The sequence below is a fragment of the Pseudarthrobacter sp. S6 genome (assembly GCF_050156575.1).
Taxonomy (GTDB): Bacteria; Actinomycetota; Actinomycetes; order Actinomycetales; family Micrococcaceae; genus Arthrobacter.
The window spans coordinates 3056093-3072558 of the sequence record NZ_CP189581.1; the positions used below are offsets into that span (position 1 = coordinate 3056093).

Sequence of the window (16466 nt, forward strand, 5' to 3'; positions counted from 1 at the left end):
CGCCTCCCAGACATTTTCCCCCCCCACGCATGGTGCGGGGATTTGCCCGGGAGACGGGGATTTCTTGCTTAAGCCGTGGACTGCATATGAGGGCGCCCGACGCCGGGACTAACCTTTGGCGGCAGCGGCGGCCCTTGCGGCGGCCGGGAGAGCGTCAAAGATCCGGTTCATCGCGGCGTCGTCGTGGGCGGCCGAGAGGAACCAGGCCTCGAAGACCGACGGCGGCAGGTAAACTCCGGATTCCAGCATGGAGTGGAAGAACGGCGCGTACCGGAAGGTTTCCTGCGCCTGGGCGTCAGCGTAGTTGTGGACCCCGTTGGCGGACGTGCCGAACGCCACCGAGAACAGGTTTCCGGCGAACTGGATCGAGTGGTCCACGCCGGCACCATCCAGGGCCTCGGACAGTGCAGAAGCGAGTTCCAACGAGCGGGCGTCCACAAACGAATACACGTCGCGGGTGGCGTGCGTCAGGGTGGCCACGCCGGCTGCCATGGCCACCGGGTTCCCGGAGAGCGTGCCCGCCTGGTACACCGGGCCCAGGGGCGCGAGGTAGTCCATGACGTCGGCACGCCCGCCGAGGGCCGCCGTCGGCATTCCGCCGCCGATGACCTTTCCGAAGGTGAGCAGATCCGGGGTCCACGGGTCCGTTGCGTCAGGAGCGCCGCCGGTGAGCCCCCAATAGCCGGAGTAGCCGGTGCGGAAGCCGGTGAGTACTTCGTCCACGATCAGCAGGGCGCCGTGCTCGCGGGTGATGCGTGACAGCCCCAGGTTGAAGCCCTCCCCCGGGGTCACCACGCCCATGTTGGCGGGGGCGGCTTCGGTAATGACGGCCGCGATGCTCGGCCCGTGCGCGGCAAACGCTGCTTCGACGGCGGCGAGGTCGTTATAGGGCAGAACCAGCGTTTCTGCGGCAGTGGCTTCGGTGACGCCAGCCGATCCCGGCAACGCCAGGGTGGCAACGCCCGATCCTGCAGCGGCAAGCAGTCCGTCCAGGTGGCCGTGGTAGCAGCCGGCGAACTTGATGATGAGGTTCCGGCCGGTGAAGCCTCGGGCCAGCCGGACTGCCGTCATGGTGGCCTCCGTGCCGGTGGAGACCATACGGACGCGTTCGGCGGCCGGCACGCGCTCCTGGAGGATGGCAGCCAGATTGGCCTCGTCCGGGGTGGACGCGCCGAAGGAGAGGCCGCGGTCAACGGCCGCATGGACGGCCTCCAGGACGCCAGGGTGGGCGTGTCCCAGCAGCGCCGGCCCCCAGGAGCAGACCAGGTCGACATATTCTTTGCCGTCGGCATCAGTCAGGTACGGGCCTTTGGCCGACACCATAAACCGCGGGGTTCCACCCACCGAGCCAAAGGCCCGGACGGGTGAGTTGACGCCACCAGGCATCAGGGTTTGGGCACGGGCAAAGAGGTCTTCGGAGCGAGTCATGCCCCTATTCTTCCATCCCGTGCGGTGGCATGCGGCGCCACCGCCACCTGCTGGCGCTGGATACAGTGGCCGCCCGATGAAGAAGCGGCCTGCATCAGCGATCCGCGAACATGTCCGCAAGCATATCTGCAACGAGAGGCGCCACCCTGGAACCGAACAGCTCGATGGAACGCATCATCTGCTCGTGGGGCAGCGTGCCACTGCTGTACTTCATCTCGAAGCGGTCCGCACCGAGGGTGCCCTTGAGCCGGGCGACCTTCGCCGCCACTGTTTCCGGCGAACCAATAAACAGGGCACCATCCTCGTCGGCCGCGGCTTCGTACTCGCCGCGCCCGGCCGGTCCCCAGCCTCGCTCCGCCCCGATCTTGTTCCGGGTGGCGAGCCAATGCGGGTAGTACTCCTCAAGGGCCTGCTCGTCAGTCTCGGCCACATAGCCGGGCGAGTGCACGGAGAGTGCCTGCGGTTCCTTACCGGCTTCGGCAAGGGTGCGGCGGTACAGATCGGCGTAGGGACGGAAGCGCTCGGGCTCGCCGCCGATGATGGCCAGGACCATCGGGTAGCCGTAGGTTGCCGTGCGGACCACGGACTGGGGTGAGCCGCCCACCCCGATCCAGGTGGGAAGCAGTCGGCCCTCCACGTGCGGATAGACCATCTGGCCCCGAAGCGACGCCCGCGTCCGGCCGTCCCAGTTCACCGGATTCTGGGACCGTACCCGGTCATAGATTTCCAGCTTCTCCTCGAACAGGGCGTCGTAGTCGCCAAGGTCGTAGCCAAAGAGCGGGAAGGACTCGGTAAACGAACCCCTGCCGAGGATCACTTCGGCGCGGCCGTTGGAGAGGGCGTCGAGTGTGGCGAAGCGCTGGAAGACGCGGATGGGATCGTCCGAGCTCAGGACCGTGACCGCACTGCCAAGCCGGATGTTTTCCGTGACCGTGGCGATGGCTGCGAGCACCACGTCCGGCGCGCTGACGGCGAAGTCCTTGCGGTGGTGCTCCCCCACGCCGAAGGAGTGGAGTCCGACGGCGTCGGCCACCTTGGCCTGTTCCACCACCTGGCGCAGCACCTCGGCGTGGTGCTTGGGTGCTCCGTCGGCAGCCAGGTCGACGTCGCCGAAAGTGCTGACGCCAAGCAGGATGGAGTATGCAGGGACGGGGGCCGTGGGGTTGCCCGGGGCTGACGGAGTGTTTACGGAAGGCTCGCTATTTTCATGCATACGCATACAAACCGCGGAGCATCCGGAAACATTCCCCGCCGGGTCAGGATTCCTTCAGCCAGCCGGCAACTTCGGCGGCCCAGTAGGTCAGCACTGTGTTGGCACCGGCCCGTTTGATGCCCAGGATGGATTCCGTGATGGCACCGCGCCGGTCGATCCAGCCGTTGGCTGCGGCAGCCTCGATCATCGCGTATTCACCAGAGATCTGGTATGCCGAGACAGGCACGGGGCTCATGGCGGCGACGTCGGCCAGGATATCCAGGTAGCTCATGGCCGGCTTCACCATGACCATGTCTGCGCCTTCCTCCAGGTCCAGTTCCACTTCGAGGAGGGCTTCGCGGCGGTTGGCAGCGTCCATCTGGTAGGTGCGGCGGTCGCCCTTAAGCTGCGAATCCACGGCTTCCCGGAAGGGGCCGTAGAAGGCGGAAGCGTACTTGGCCGCGTAGGCCAGGATGACGGTGTTTATGTGGCCGGATTCCTCGAGTGCCTGGCGGATGACGGCGATCTGGCCATCCATCATGCCGGAGGGTCCCAGCACGTGGGCGCCGGCGTCGGCCTGGGCAACGGCCATCTGGCCGTAGATTTCCAGCGTGGCATCGTTGTCCACGTAGCCGTCGGCGTCCAGGACGCCGCAGTGGCCGTGGTCAGTGAATTCGTCCAGGCAGACATCGCCCATGATCACCAGGTCGTCGCCCACCTCGGCTCGGACATCCCGGATGGCCTTATTGAGCACGCCGTCCGGGTCAAGGGAAGCGGTGCCGCGGGCATCGCGCACGGCGGGGACGCCAAACAGCATGATGCCGCCCACGCCCAGTTCCACGGCTTCCGCTGCGGCGCGCTTGAGCGAATCGGTGGTGTGCTGCACAACACCGGGCATGGAGGAAATGGGCAACGGCTCGCTGAGCCCTTCGCGGATGAACGCCGGCAGAATCAGGTCCGCCGGAGCCAGCCGGTATTCAGCGGTAAGCCGGCGCATGGCGGGCGTGGTGCGGAGGCGGCGCGGGCGGTGGTTCGGAAAGCTCATCGGGTGTTCCCTTCGTTGGCGAATACGGTGCCCAGCGCGGCCACTATGCCGTCCGGGGTGGGGACTTGGGCGGTGGCGGCCACCGGGATGCCAAGGGCGGCAGCCTCCGCCGCCGTCGGGCGTCCGATGGCTACGAAACGGCAGCGGCCCAGCGGCAGGAGGGTCGCGGCGATGCGGCGGGCAGCGCTCGGCGAGGCGGCCACGACGGCGTCGAGCGTCCCGGCGTCGAGCTCACTGCGGGTCTGCGACTGGCTGAGCTCACGGGGAGCCCCAGGGTGGGAGACCCCGACGGCGGACGGCAGTTCCGCCTCCAAGCGGACTTCCGGACGGGCCGGGTAGTCCACGGTGTGATAGGCCACAACAGCAGTGACGTCTGCCCCCTGGGCTGCCAGTCCATCCCGCAGGGCAGGCGCAGCTATGTCCGCCTGTGGCAACAGCACGCGCGCCGGGGCGGCGGTCCAGAGGTCCACGAGCCCTTCGGCGGACTGGATGTTCACCGGGGCGAGGGCCACGGGGATGCCGGCGGCTTCAAGGATCCGTCGGGAGGACGGGCCGATCGTGGCCACCCGCGTTCCCGCCGGCACCAGGCCAGCTGGCGTGGTCCCACGCTCGGCCGCTTTTTCCACGAGCATCCGCACCGTGGTGATGCTGCTGACCACCAGCCAGTCGAAGCCACCGGCGGCCAGGGTATCCAGGGCGGCATCGAGAGCCGGCTGGTCCGCGGCCTGTTCAAAGTCGATGAGCGGCAGGACCAGCGGTTCGGCCCCCAGGCTGCCGAGCAGCGCGGCCAGAGGGCCGGCACGGTCTGCGCTCCGGGTGATCAGGACGCGTCGGCCGCCGAAGGCGCCTGTAGGTGCATCAGGATGCGGCAAGGTCCGCGATCTCCGCGGCGCCGGCAGCGAGCAGGAGCTCGGCCACCTCGATGCCGAGCAGCGTGGCCCCGACTTCGGTGAGGCCGTCCGTTGCCTTCTTCTCGCGCACAGAGCTGGTGCCGTCCACGGCACACACCGCGGCTTCGAGGTACAGCACGCTGCCCTTGCGGTAGGCAAAGGCACCCACGGGGGCAGCGCAGCCGGCCTCGAGGCGGGCCAGCACGGCACGCTCGGCGGTCACGGCGAGGCGGGTGTCCTCGTCGTTGAGCGCGGCAAGGGCTTGCGCCAGAACACTTTGCGAGCCTTCGGTGGAGCCTGCCTTGCGGGGGGCGTCGGCACTCCGGCATTCGATGGCCAGCGAACCCTGCCCTGGCGCCGGCAGCATCACGTCCAGCTCGAAGAATTCGCTGATGGTGTCCAGGCGGCCGATGCGTTCCAGACCTGCGGCGGCCAGCACGACGGCGTCGAGGTCCCCTGGTGCGCCTGCCGCGTTGCCGGGCAGCCCGGGCACGCGGCCCAGTCGGGTATCCACGTTGCCGCGGATGTCCTGCACGTCCAGGTCAGGGCGGGCGGCCCGCAGCTGGGCAGCGCGGCGGGGCGAGCCTGTGCCCACCTTTGCGCCCTGCGGGAGATCTGCCAGCTTGAGGCCATCGCGTGCGCACAGAGCGTCCCGCACGTCGGCACGTTTGGGTGTTGCGGCGATGGTTAGGCCCAGCGCAGCGCCCGTGGGGAGGTCCTTGAGTGAGTGCACAGCGACATCGCAGGTGTCGTGCAGCAGTGCATCGCGCAGCGCTGCTACAAACACCCCGGTGCCGCCCATCTGGGACAGTGATCCTGTCTTGACGTCGCCTTCGGTGGTGATGTGCACCAGCTCTACCGGGAAGCCTCCGACGGCGGCCAGCTGGTCCGCCGTCTGCTGCGTCTGGGTAAGTGCCAGCTTGCTGGCCCTGGTTCCGATCCGTACTGTCACTGCGTTCCTACTCCCCCGGCAGCGCCCGCGGACGCGGCCGGATATGCGTCATGTCCGGTGCCGACGGTGGTGTCGGCTCCGGCGATGGTGGGCTTCTCGCCGCGGAAATTGGCGCAGCAGCCCGGCCGGCAGACGTCATACCAAGGGCCCAGGCCGGTCACGGAGGGCCGGTCGCCAATGTTGTTGGCGAGCGTCCGTTCGGAGATGAGGTCAACCAGGCCGTTCACAAACTTCCGGTGCGTGCCCGGGGTAGGCACACGCGTGGCAGCCAGGCCGAGGGTGCGGCAGGTCTCCAGGGCTTCGGTGTCGAGATCCCAGACAACTTCCATGTGGTCGCTGACGAAGCCCAGCGGGACGATGACGATGCCTTTGATGCCCTGGCCCGCCAGGTCTGCGATGGCGTCATTGATGTCAGGTTCAAGCCACGGGACGTGGGGCGCGCCCGAGCGGGACTGGTACACGAGGGACCAGGGGGCGGTCAGGCCTGATTCGGCCTGCACCCGGCTGATGACGGCTGCGCCGGTGGCCAGGTGCTGGGCAACGTATGCGGATCCTTCTTCGAACTCGCGAGGCTCGTCCCCGGACCGTCCGGCGGCCTCGGCATCCCGGGTCGGTATGGAGTGGGTGGCAAACAGGATGTGCACAGGGGCGTCCGGCGTTCCCGCAGCCGCGAGCTGCGCCCGCACGTCCGCGAGTCCGGCGGTGGTGCCTTCCACGAAGGGCTCCACAAAGCCCGGGTGGTCGAAGTACTGCCGGACTTTGTCCACCTCAATCCGGCCGTCCAGCCCCGACTCCGCCAGGGCGATGCCGATGTCCTCGCGGTACTGGCGGCAGCTGGAGTAACAGGAGTAGGCACTCGTGGTGACCATCAGCAGTTTGCGGTGGCCGGCGTCGTACGCGTCCTGCAGAGTCTGCGGAATGTAGGGGTCCCAGTTGCGGTTGCCCCACAGCACCGGAAGCTCAATGCCGCGGGCCGAGAGCTCCACTTCGAGGGCAGCCTTGAGTTCGCGGTTTTGCTGGTTGATGGGGCTGATGCCGCCGTTGGCCCGATAGTGGTGGGAAACCTCTTCGAGCCGCTCGTCCGGGATGCCGCGGCCGCGGGTGACGTTGCGCAGGAACGGGATGACGTCGTCCTGGCCCTCTGGCCCACCAAAGGAGGCCAGCAGGACGCCGTCATAGTTTTTGGGCGCCATCCGGCCGGCCTCGGTGACCGGGTTGATTCCGGTGAGTTCGGCGCCCGCAGCGGGCTCGGGCCGGGTCATGCGAGGACCTCAGCGACTTCTGCGGCGGTGATGCGGCGGCCCGTGTAGAACGGGATTTCCTCCCGCACGTGGTTGCGTGCTTCGGTAGCGCGGAGGTGGCGCATCAGGTCCACGAGGTCCACCAGTTCGGGAGCTTCCAGGCCCAGGATCCACTCCCAGTCGCCCAAGGCGAAGGAGGATACCGTGTTGGAGATGACCTGGGGGAATTCCCGGCCCAGCAAGCCGTGGTCGCGGAGCATCTTGCCGCGTTCGTCGTCGGGGAGGATGTACCACTCATAGGAGCGCACGAACGGGTAGACGCAGAGCCATTCGGCCGGGGCCACACCTCGTGAGTAGGCCGGGGTGTGGTTCTTGGCGAATTCGGCTTCCCGGTGGACGCCCATGGCGGACCAGACAATCTCCGTTCCGGCGAAGAGCGTGCTGCGGCGGATGTCGCGGATGGCCTGCTGCAGCGCTTCGGGCTTCGAGCCGTGGAGCCAGACCATCACATCGGCGTCGGCGCGCATTGCGGAGACGTCGTAGCTGCCGCGGTGCGTCACTCCAGCCTCGGCCAGGCGGAACAGCAGGGCTTCGAAATCGGCGGCAGCGTCAGCGCTGCGCACGAGTTCCTCGGACCGCTTGAAAACAGTCCAGAGAGTGAAGAACTGCTCGGCTGATTCTTCGGTTTTAGTGACAGATTCGGCAGAAGTGTGGCTCATGGTTACCAGTTTGCCCCTTCCCAACCGCCAAGTCGAAACCGGCGACTTCTACAAGACGTAGAAGTGCTTAATGTCACAGCTTCGGCCAAGTGCGGGTTTTGAGCCGATCCGCCATAGTGGTCAGATCTTGCGGATCCGGGTAAAAAGTAGTCCAGCGGCCCCGGCAGACCCCACCAGCCCCACACCAAGCCAGACCTTCGCAGGTTCGGCCGCCGCAGCTGCCGCAGTGGCCGAGGCCATGTTGTCCCGGCTGGCGGGTGCGTTTCCGTGGCGCCCCGGTCCCGAAACAGGCGTGGCGTTGGCGCCGTGGGCGCCCGTGGGCTGGTCCGCAGCGGGATCGTCGACCTGCCCGGGATCCTGGGTCCCGTCAGCTGGGGCGCCGGGTTGGCCGTCCGGCTGCGTGCCCGCCGGAAAGCCGGTGGCATGCGGAGACGTGCTCAGCGGCACCGGAACGCTCGACGGCGATCCTGGGCTCTGGGGCGTCGTGACCTGCGGAGTCGTGCCCTGCGGAGTCGTGCCCTGCGGAGTCGTGCCGTGGGGCGCTGGGCTGGCAGACGCCGATGGAGCGGACGTAGGCGCAGGTGAGGTCGGCGTCGTGGACGTAGGGGCGGGAGACGCTGTAGCCGTGGCCGTGGCCGTCGGAGCCGGAGTGGGAGAGGCTGAGGGCGCGGAAGTCGGTTGGGGCGAGGCTTTGGTCTGTCCGCCGGAACCGCCCAGGAGGCCATTCAGCAGGCCAGTGACCCTGGAAAAGTCTCCATCCGCTGCTACCTCGGCGGAGGCGGTGGGATCAGTACTGCCATCGGCCGCCTGGGATGCCGGCACGCCGGCGGACAGGACCAGTACCGCTCCGACAGCAGCCACGGCAGCGCCACGCCGGAGTCCCCCATGGATACTGGTCTGGGAACGGGAAAAGTCGGACCTGTAAATAACCATAGTTATCGACCCTAGCCACGTCAGGGGGTGGACGGAAAACCGAAACCTGCACCCCGGGGCGGCCTTTTCAAGGCCCGTATTCCGCTGAACAGGGGCGATGGTCAGCTGAGCAGGCTGCGAATTTCTTTTCGGGTATCGGCCACCACGGCGGCAAGTCCGTTGCCGGCCACCCATCCGCCCACTATGCCAAGACCAGCCTCTGCGGCGCAGAGTTTCCTGACCTCGGCCACACGCGCCTTGTGTCCCACGGCCGCGAACGGCAGGGCCCCTTGCCACCTGACAACATCCCAGCCGACGACGTCGGTCTCCTGCACCGGGACGTCCAGCAGTGCCGAAGCGTCATGCAAGGCAGCTGCCAGGAAGTCGGGGGCAATGGCGGGGGCCCCGGTCGAGTGTTCCGAGGCTTCCAGGCGGCCGTACGACAGCCGCAGGACGTGCGTCCCGGGACCTGCCGCAGCGGCCAGCCAATCCCATTTCGCGGTTGCATGCGTCAGGGCTTTCGCCCGGATGCCCGGAGTCTGGGGCGCCACCAGGATCCCGGTGCCCCGGGGCCTGCGGTCAAGTTCGGGCAGGTCCACCACCAGCGTGACCAACCTGACGTCCGGCCCGCTTTCCGGGCTCCTGCCAGCGAGCCCGGGTACGGCCGCCTGAAGCAGCCCCACTGCTGCCGGGCCGGGCAGCGCCACCACCAGCAGGCCGCCGTCGTACGTTGCGTCACCGGCGGTGACCCGCCACCCGTCCGCCGTCCGTTCGACGGCGCCCGCTGCTGTTCCACTCATCAGGGTGACCCCACGGCTGCGGAGATCGCTGAGCAGGGCCACAACCAGGGTGTGCATCCCGCCTTCCAGGCCCGCAACGGCGGAACCCGCCTTCGCGGCGGATGGCTGGGTGGAACCGCGCCGCTGGGCGGCCACCGCGGCGGCAAGGGAGCCGTGCTCTCGGACTCCTGACCGGAGGCCGGGGGCCACCATGTCCACGTCGAGGAGACCGGGGTCCGCGGAGTGCACGCCGCCCACCACCGGGGCCACGAGGCGCTCCAATACCCGGCGGCCCATCCGTGCCCGCACCAGCGCTGCGACGCTGGTGACCGAGGCAGACGCGCCGATCGAAGCCGGCAAGTACTTGTCCAGGGATGCCCGGAGCGAACCCACAAATCCCAGCGATCGCCTGACCTCCGGGTCCCAGGGGTTGGCGGGAATGCCCAGGACTCCGGTTTTGGGCAGTTCGCGCGGGCCGTCCGGAAGCTGCACCCAGGCGCCGCCCGGACGCGGCGCCACAACGTTGCCGCCGAGTCCAAGCTCAGCAGCAAGCTCAGCCACGGCGGAGGAGCGCGTGGCGTAAGACTCTGCTCCGCTGTCCAGGGTGAGGCCAGCCACCACATGACTGCCCACGCAGCCGCCCCAGGATGCGGCCGCTTCCAGGACGGTCACCGTATGTCCGGCAGCTGCCAACTCCCGCGCTGCCAGCAGGCCGGAGATGCCGCCGCCCAGGACGAGGGCGGCCTGGTCCGGCGTCAAGGAGCTGCTCATGGTCCTACTCCGTGGAAATGGAGTGGATGAGTTCTACAACCCGGGTCAGGACCGTAGGGTCGGTTTCAGGCGGCACGCCGTGGCCTAGGTTGAGCACGTGGCCGGGCGCGTAGGCGCCGGCCGCAATGACCGCACGGACGTGGGCTTCGAGTACGTCCCAGGGCGCGGAGAGCAGCGCGGGGTCGATGTTGCCCTGCAGCGGCACCGTTCCGCCCAGGCGCCGGTTGGCCTCATCCAGCGGCAGGCGGTAGTCCACGCCAACCACGTCCACGCCGACATCCCGCATGGCGACAAGGAGTTCGGAGGTTCCGGTACCAAAGTGGATCAGCGGCGCGCCGAGGTGGCGGACGTGGTCCAGCGCCCGGGCCGAGGCGGGTGCCACAAACTTGGTGTAGTCGGCCAGGCCCAGCGATCCCGCCCAGGAATCAAACAGCTGTCCCGCGGACGCGCCGGCTTCCAGCTGGGCGCGGAGGAACAACCCCGAGGCGTCGGCGGCCCAGTTGGCCAGCGCAGTCCAAGTTTCCGGGTCCGCGTGCATCATGGTGCGCGGGCCCAGGTGGTCACGGGAAGGTTTGCCCTCAACCATGTAGGCAGCGAGGGTGAACGGGGCACCGGCAAAGCCGATCAGCGGTGTTTTGCCCAGCTCGGCGACGGTCAGCCGTATGGCTTCGCGGATCGGTTCCAGCGCTTCCCAGGTCAGCTGCGGCAGGGCGGCAACGTCTGCAGCCGTGCGCACCGGCTTGTCCAGCACGGGCCCCACGCCCGGCACGATGTCCACGCGCACGCCCGCGAGCTTGAGCGGAATGACAATGTCGGAGAAAAATATGGCAGCGTCGACGTCATGGCGCCGGACGGGCTGCAGTGTGATTTCGGCCGCGAGCTCGGGCCGCAGGCAGGAATCCAGCATGGCCACGCCTTCGCGTACCTTCAAGTATTCCGGCAGCGAGCGCCCTGCCTGGCGCATGAACCACACCGGCCGCCGCGATGGCTTGCCGCCACGGTAGGCAGTGATGAGCGGCGAATCTGCGGTGCGGCCGTCCATCAGCGGATGGCCGGCAGAAAGGGCACTGTTGTTAGACAGGACACTAGACGCGGACTTGGACACGGCGGAGCTGGAAGTCATGCCTTTGATTGTGCCCAAAATTGGTCCTAAAAGATAACGACAGCCTGTCACCTGCAGCCGCCCGGCCGCGCCGTGGCATGAATCACGGTCCTCCAACGCCCGTGCATTTTGGTTGGGTTGTTTTACCGGGCAACGAAAAAGCTATGATTGGTCTGCTGTGGTTCTTTTTTCATTGGTGGCTACACACGCCGACATCGACCTTGAGACCGTTGCTCACCTGAGCAACGGTGCTTCCGGTATCGCAACATCCGCACTCTCCGGATCGCCGGCAGTGACGGGTGCGATTGTGCTTGCCACCTGCAACCGGTACGAAATCTACGGCGAAGCGCCCCACGCTGACGATGTTGAGGCCGCCCGTGCGGCCCTCGTGTCCGAGATCAGCGGACTCAGCGGGCTCAGCGAACAGCTTGTGTCCCGCTCCTTCAGCACACGTACCGGCCCCGAAGTCAGCCAGCACCTTTTCGCCGTCAGCGCCGGGCTGGACTCCGCCGTGGTGGGTGAACGCGAAATCGCCGGCCAGGTCCGCCGCGCACTCATCACTGCCCAGCACGAGCGCACGGCCAGCTCGGGCCTGGTCCGCCTCTTCCAGGCCGCCTCCAAGACGGCCAAGGACGTCGGGGCGCAGACCGCCCTCGGTTCCCGGGGCCTGTCCATCGTTTCCGTGGCACTGGATCTGGCCACCGACCTTTCCGAGAGCCCCGACTGGTCAGCGAAAAAGGTGGTGGTGTTCGGCACCGGAGCCTACGCCGGCGCCACCATGGCGCTGCTCCGCGAAAGGGGCTGCACCGACATCTCCGTGTTCTCCTCGTCGGGACGCGCCGAAGCGTTTGTCGCCACCCGCGGCGGAACATCGCTGGACAGCGGTTCCCTGCCGGTAGCCGTGGCGGCGGCCGACGTCATGATCGGCTGCAGCGGCTCCGACACCCGGGTCGAGGCCGGTGAACTTGCCGAGATCCGCGTGGACTCCGTCCAGCCGTTGATCGCGATCGACCTCGCCCTCACCCATGATTTTGACCCTGAGGTTGGCCAGCTCGACGGCGTCGAGCTGCTCACGCTGGAATCCGTGCGTTTGGCGGCACCCCAGGAACAGGCCGAGTCTCTTACCCAGGCCAGCGGCATTGTGTCCGGCGCGGCTCAGGCCTTCGAGCAGGAACGGGAAGCCCGCTCGGTGGATTCCGCCATCGTGGCGCTCCGCCGGCACACCATGAACGTCCTGGACGCGGAAATGGAGCGCGTGCGTGCCCGCCACGGCTGCACGGCCGCCGCCGAGGAAGTGGAATTCGCCCTCCGCCGGATGGTCAAGCAGCTGCTGCACGTGCCCACCGTCCGTGCCCGTGAGCTGGCGGCCAACGGCCAGCAGGACGACTACGTGTCGGCGCTCGAAACGCTCTACGGCATCACCGTGGAGCAGCCCGCTACGGCAGCGCAGGCAGAGTGCCCCGTGGACCACCTAGGCTTCGAAACCGCCTGACCTGCCCGCCCATTGCTCTATCAGTTTTGGCTCTCAACCGAACGTTTTAGGGACCAAAAGTGATAGAGCAACCGGCTAGTAGACCGGCTTTTGCGGCTCCACGTCGCGCACCCAGGCCAGGATTCCGCCGTCAAGATGGCTGACCCGCTGGTAGCCTGCCTTTCGCGCAGCTTCCAGCACGTTGGCTGACCGTGTGCCCGCCTTGCAGTGGAACACAATGTCCTTGTCCTGCGGGAGTTCCGCCCAAGCCTCCCCCGCGAGGATCCTGCCCTGCGGGATCAGCACCGAGCCGTCGATGCTCACAATGTCATGTTCGCCGGTTTCCCTGACGTCCACCAGCTCGAAGTCCTTCAGGCCTGCCTTCCGGGACGCGAGCATGGTGGCCAGCTGCGTCGCCGTCACCGTGTGCTCGGTGTCTGCGGAAGCGGCAGGGGTGATGCCGCAGAAGGCTTCGTAGTCCGTCAGTTCCGTAATGGGGGCCGCTGCCGGGTCCTTGGACACGCGGATCTCGCGCCAGCTGCCGCCCAGGGCATCAAACAGTGCCACCCGGCCCAGGAGTGAACGCCCGACGCCGGTGATCAGCTTGACTGCCTCGGTCACCATGAGTGATCCCACGGCAGCGCAGAGCATGCCGAAGACGCCGCCCTCGCCGCAGGAGGGCACAGACCCGGCCGGCGGGGCCTCTGGGTAAAGGTCCCGGTAGGTGGGTCCGTGCTTTTCCCAGAACACGCTGACCTGGCCGTCGAAGCGGAAGATCGATCCCCACACGTAGGGCTTGCCGAGGATGGCGGCGGCATCGTTGACCAGGTAGCGGGTTGCGAAGTTGTCCGCCCCGTCCAGGATCAGGTCGTAGTCTGCGAACAGTTCCAGTGCGTTGGAGGCATCCAGCCTGACGTTGTGCAGCCGGACCTCCACGAGCGGGTTCAGTGCGGCGACGGCGTCCCGTGCGGACTCGATCTTGGGCCGTCCAACGTCGGCCACACCGTGGATCACCTGGCGCTGGAGGTTGCTCAGGTCAACGTGGTCGTCGTCGACGATTCCCAGGGTTCCCACACCCGCCGCCGCCAGGTAGAGCAGCGCCGGCGAACCCAGCCCCCCGGCACCAATGACCAGCACCTTGGCGTTCTTCAGCCGCCGCTGCCCCACCGCTCCGATTTCGGGAATGATGAGGTGCCGCGAGTAGCGTTCCACCTCGGCCGGCGTCAGTTCACCGGCGGGCTCCACGAGCGGTTTAAACGAGACAGGGGAATCATTTGCGGTCAAAGTCGAAGCCATACCCCAATGTATGCCCCGAGATGCCGCCAGGTCATATTACCGCGCAGTATTGTGTAGGTAACGGCAAGCGAAAGTAGGGCAACTGTGGTCCATGAAGCACGGGCTGACCGGGCGTCCGGCGGCGAACCGGCCGCCCCCGAACCGGCCGCACCTCAACGGACCGCCGGCCAGCGGTCCGCCCGGCTTCCCCGGGATGAGCGCCGGGCACAGCTTCTCGCGGCGGCCCAGGAGGTTTTTGTCGCCAACGGCTACCACGGCGCGGCCATGGATGAGATCGCCGAGACGGCGCATGTCAGCAAACCGGTGCTCTACCAGCACTTCCCGTCCAAACGCGAGCTGTATCTTGCACTGCTGGACAGCCATCTCGCGTCGCTGACGGATCTGATGCTCGGGGCCCTGAGTTCCACCGATGACAACGACGAACGCGTGCAGGCCGTGATGCGTGCTTACTACCGCTTCATCGCCAGCGATGACCAAGCGCACCGCCTGGTCTTCGAATCGGACCTCATCAACGATCCCGATGTCAGTTCACGCCTCGAGACATTCAACAAGACGTTCGCGGATGCTGTGGCCCGCGTGATCGCCGAGGACACCAAACTGCCGCACTTGGAAGCACAGCTCCTGGGGCGCGGCCTGGCCGGAATGGCCCAGGTCAGCGCACGGTATTGGCTTGAAACGGATGGGAACCTGGACCTCGATGTGGCCAGCGACCTCATTTACCGTTTAGCTTGGCGCGGAATCTCTCGCTTCCCCAAAGAGTCCTAGACTACAAATAAGAGAACCCAAAGAAACTTTGATTGGCTGGGAGGCCCCCTGTTGGAAATTAAGATCGGCATTCAGAACATTGGCCGCGAAATCGTCCTGGAATCGGCTCAGGATGCAGACACTGTAGCCACGGTTGTTGAAGAAGCCATCACCAAAGGCACCGAACTCCGCCTCAAGGACGACAAGGGCCGCATCATCATCATTCCCGGCAACGCCCTGGGCTACGTGGAAATCGGCGCCGAAGAGGCCCGCAAGGTCGGTTTCGGCCAGTTCTAGCAGATCCGCAGCTGGCCGCCTTGGCGGTTGGCCGCTGCTTTCCGAGGAGATTAGATGCTTTCGCTGACCATCGTTGTCCTGGTCGCAGCGGCCGCAGGTTTTATTGTCTGGGCCAATGACAAGCGCCACACCCGGTATGGGACGGGGTTGCCCGCAGGGGTTGCCGTTGCGGTGGGTGCGGTCAGCTGGATCATATTTATCGCGGCAGGATTCGGCTACCAGCCGGGCCTGACGTGGATTCCCTGGGTCCTGCCCATGGCGCTGGGCACCGTCGCTGCCATCGGGACGGTCATCTACCTCGGGCGGATCCGCGAAGGCCACGATACTCAGCGGCTGACGCAGGCGCTCAAATTGTAGGCAATTTCTTATAGAACGGTGACCACCACCCAGCAGGGTGGTGGTCACCGTCCTTTAAGCCACCGGCTGGGCAGTAGCACCGAGCCGGGCGGCAGCAGCACTCACGGCCGCCGCCGCAGTGGCATCCCGCTCAGTGGCCTCGCCGCCGGCGTCGTGGGACGTATAGCGGAGATGGACCTTGTTGTAGCGCCAGTCAAGGTCCGGGTGGTGGTTCTGGTCTTCGGCCAGGCGTCCGACGGCGGCAATCAGCTCGAGTGCAGCGGCCGCCGTCGGCGTCTTATAGACAGCAACGAGCCCGCCCTGCCGGTACTGCCAGCCAGGCAGCGCGGCGAGGACGGCCTCGACCCGCTCGCGTGTGAGTGTGTCATGCTTGCCGGCCATGGCGGCCTCCTTGGCTCGTCTGGTGAGCCCGCCGCGGCCTTTGCCGACGGCGCCCGGCCTGGAGGAGAAGGCCTAGAGAAACTCTGCCCGGCCTTCCATGGCCGATGACGCCAAAGCGTGCTCGCGGCGCGGAATCCTGCCGGCCGCTTTCGCCAGCCTACCGGCGATGACGGCGTGTTTGAAGGCCTCCCCCATGAGTGCCGGGTTCTGCGCACGCGTGACCGCGGTCGCCAGCAGCACGGCGTCACAGCCAAGTTCCATGGCCAGTGCGGCGTCGGATGCCGTGCCGATGCCTGCGTCCAGCACCACGGGCACCGAGGCGCGCGAGACGATCAGTTCGATGTTGTGTGGATTCAGGATTCCCAGGCCGGTGCCGATGGGCGCTCCGAGCGGCATAACCGCGGTAGCACCCAGATTTTCCAGCCGCAGGGCCAGGACCGGGTCATCGTTGGTGTAGGCAAACACTTTGAAGCCGCGGTTTACAAGCTGTTCCGTGGCGTCCACCAGCTCCACGGCGTCCGGCAGCAGAGTCTGTTCATCGGCGATGACTTCCAGCTTGAGCCAGTCGGTTTCCAGCGCTTCGCGGGCGAGTTCCGCCGTCATAACCGCGTCCCGGGCGGTGAAGCAGCCTGCAGTGTTGGGCAGGATCCGGATCCCGTGGTCCACCAGGAGCTGGAAAAGGGACCCCGATTCGGCCGGCGAATAGCGCCTCATGGCCACGGTGGTCAGTTCGGTTCCGGACGCCAGCAGGGCAGCGCCCAGCCCGTCGAGGCTCGGGGCTCCCCCGGTGCCCATGATGAGGCGGGAGCCGAGCTCGACGCCGTCGATCATCAGCCCGTCAGCGGCTTCGGGCAGGTTCTGTGAGCTGATGTTGCTGGTTACTGTCATG

17 protein-coding genes are annotated in these 16466 nt (G+C 67.0%); 4 read left to right on the plus strand and 13 right to left on the minus strand.

Annotation, left to right across the window (positions count from 1 at the left end):
- Window positions 1-108: 108 nt before the first annotated feature.
- The 10 genes from hemL to hemE form a co-directional block, all read right to left on the minus strand.
- Window positions 109-1428: a glutamate-1-semialdehyde 2,1-aminomutase gene (gene hemL, locus ACQCS0_RS14525; protein WP_354153465.1), complete on the minus strand. Its 1320-nt coding sequence runs from the start codon at window positions 1426-1428 to the stop codon at window positions 109-111.
- A gap of 94 nt (window positions 1429-1522) precedes the next feature.
- Window positions 1523-2641: an LLM class flavin-dependent oxidoreductase gene (locus ACQCS0_RS14530; protein WP_354153464.1), complete on the minus strand. Its 1119-nt coding sequence runs from the start codon at window positions 2639-2641 to the stop codon at window positions 1523-1525.
- Between the two features lie 43 nt (window positions 2642-2684).
- Entirely contained in the window at window positions 2685-3665 is a 981-nt protein-coding gene (gene hemB / locus ACQCS0_RS14535) for a porphobilinogen synthase (RefSeq protein WP_354153463.1), read from the minus strand.
- On the minus strand, window positions 3662-4537 hold the full coding sequence (locus ACQCS0_RS14540) for a uroporphyrinogen-III synthase (RefSeq protein WP_354153462.1): 876 nt from the start codon (window positions 4535-4537) through the stop codon (window positions 3662-3664). Before ACQCS0_RS14540 ends, hemB begins: the two co-directional genes overlap by 4 nt.
- Window positions 4524-5507 (minus strand): hydroxymethylbilane synthase, encoded by a 984-nt coding sequence (gene hemC / locus ACQCS0_RS14545; RefSeq protein ID WP_354153461.1) that lies wholly within the window; start codon window positions 5505-5507, stop codon window positions 4524-4526. The genes ACQCS0_RS14540 and hemC overlap by 14 nt, the downstream gene beginning before the upstream one ends.
- Complete coding sequence (locus ACQCS0_RS14550; RefSeq protein ID WP_282328813.1) at window positions 5504-6769, minus strand: ferrochelatase; 1266 nt, start codon at window positions 6767-6769, stop codon at window positions 5504-5506. The genes hemC and ACQCS0_RS14550 overlap by 4 nt, the downstream gene beginning before the upstream one ends.
- Window positions 6766-7467, minus strand: coding sequence for a hydrogen peroxide-dependent heme synthase (gene hemQ / locus ACQCS0_RS14555; protein ID WP_354153460.1), 702 nt, complete (start codon window positions 7465-7467; stop codon window positions 6766-6768). Before hemQ ends, ACQCS0_RS14550 begins: the two co-directional genes overlap by 4 nt.
- 120 nt (window positions 7468-7587) lie before the next feature.
- Window positions 7588-8400 carry a hypothetical protein gene (locus ACQCS0_RS14560; protein ID WP_354153459.1) on the minus strand — a complete coding sequence of 271 codons (813 nt, stop codon included), beginning with the start codon at window positions 8398-8400 and terminating at the stop codon, window positions 7588-7590.
- Between the two features lie 101 nt (window positions 8401-8501).
- Window positions 8502-9929, minus strand: a complete 1428-nt coding sequence (locus tag ACQCS0_RS14565) for an FAD-dependent oxidoreductase (protein ID WP_354153458.1) — start codon at window positions 9927-9929, stop codon at window positions 8502-8504.
- Window positions 9930-9933: 4 nt separating this feature from the next.
- A complete protein-coding gene (gene hemE / locus ACQCS0_RS14570) occupies window positions 9934-11052 on the minus strand; it encodes a uroporphyrinogen decarboxylase (RefSeq protein WP_354153457.1) in 1119 nt (372 codons plus the stop codon).
- Between the two features lie 157 nt (window positions 11053-11209).
- Here hemE and ACQCS0_RS14575 point away from each other — a divergent pair, with 157 nt between their 5' ends.
- Window positions 11210-12523: a glutamyl-tRNA reductase gene (locus ACQCS0_RS14575; RefSeq protein ID WP_354153456.1), complete on the plus strand. Its 1314-nt coding sequence runs from the start codon at window positions 11210-11212 to the stop codon at window positions 12521-12523.
- 75 nt (window positions 12524-12598) lie between these two features.
- On the opposite strand, the gene moeB is transcribed toward ACQCS0_RS14575, so the two are convergent.
- On the minus strand, window positions 12599-13798 hold the full coding sequence (gene moeB, locus ACQCS0_RS14580; RefSeq protein WP_354153455.1) for a molybdopterin-synthase adenylyltransferase MoeB: 1200 nt from the start codon (window positions 13796-13798) through the stop codon (window positions 12599-12601).
- Between the two features lie 84 nt (window positions 13799-13882).
- Between moeB and ACQCS0_RS14585 the strand changes: the two genes are divergently transcribed.
- From ACQCS0_RS14585 to ACQCS0_RS14595, 3 genes are read left to right on the plus strand one after another with little or no spacing between them, the layout of a single operon-like run.
- A complete protein-coding gene (locus ACQCS0_RS14585; protein WP_282328806.1) occupies window positions 13883-14563 on the plus strand; it encodes a TetR/AcrR family transcriptional regulator in 681 nt (226 codons plus the stop codon).
- A gap of 51 nt (window positions 14564-14614) precedes the next feature.
- Window positions 14615-14839, plus strand: a complete 225-nt coding sequence (locus tag ACQCS0_RS14590) for a DUF3107 domain-containing protein (protein ID WP_160672408.1) — start codon at window positions 14615-14617, stop codon at window positions 14837-14839.
- A gap of 54 nt (window positions 14840-14893) precedes the next feature.
- The gene (locus tag ACQCS0_RS14595) at window positions 14894-15196 is read left to right on the plus strand and encodes a hypothetical protein (protein ID WP_354153454.1); all 303 of its coding nucleotides are present in this window, start codon (window positions 14894-14896) and stop codon (window positions 15194-15196) included.
- A 54-nt stretch (window positions 15197-15250) separates the two neighbouring features.
- On the opposite strand, the gene ACQCS0_RS14600 is transcribed toward ACQCS0_RS14595, so the two are convergent.
- Window positions 15251-15577: a 4a-hydroxytetrahydrobiopterin dehydratase gene (locus ACQCS0_RS14600; RefSeq protein ID WP_354153453.1), complete on the minus strand. Its 327-nt coding sequence runs from the start codon at window positions 15575-15577 to the stop codon at window positions 15251-15253.
- Between the two features lie 72 nt (window positions 15578-15649).
- On the minus strand, window positions 15650-16465 hold the full coding sequence (locus tag ACQCS0_RS14605; protein ID WP_354153452.1) for a thiazole synthase: 816 nt from the start codon (window positions 16463-16465) through the stop codon (window positions 15650-15652).
- Between the last annotated feature and the right edge of the window lies 1 nt (window position 16466).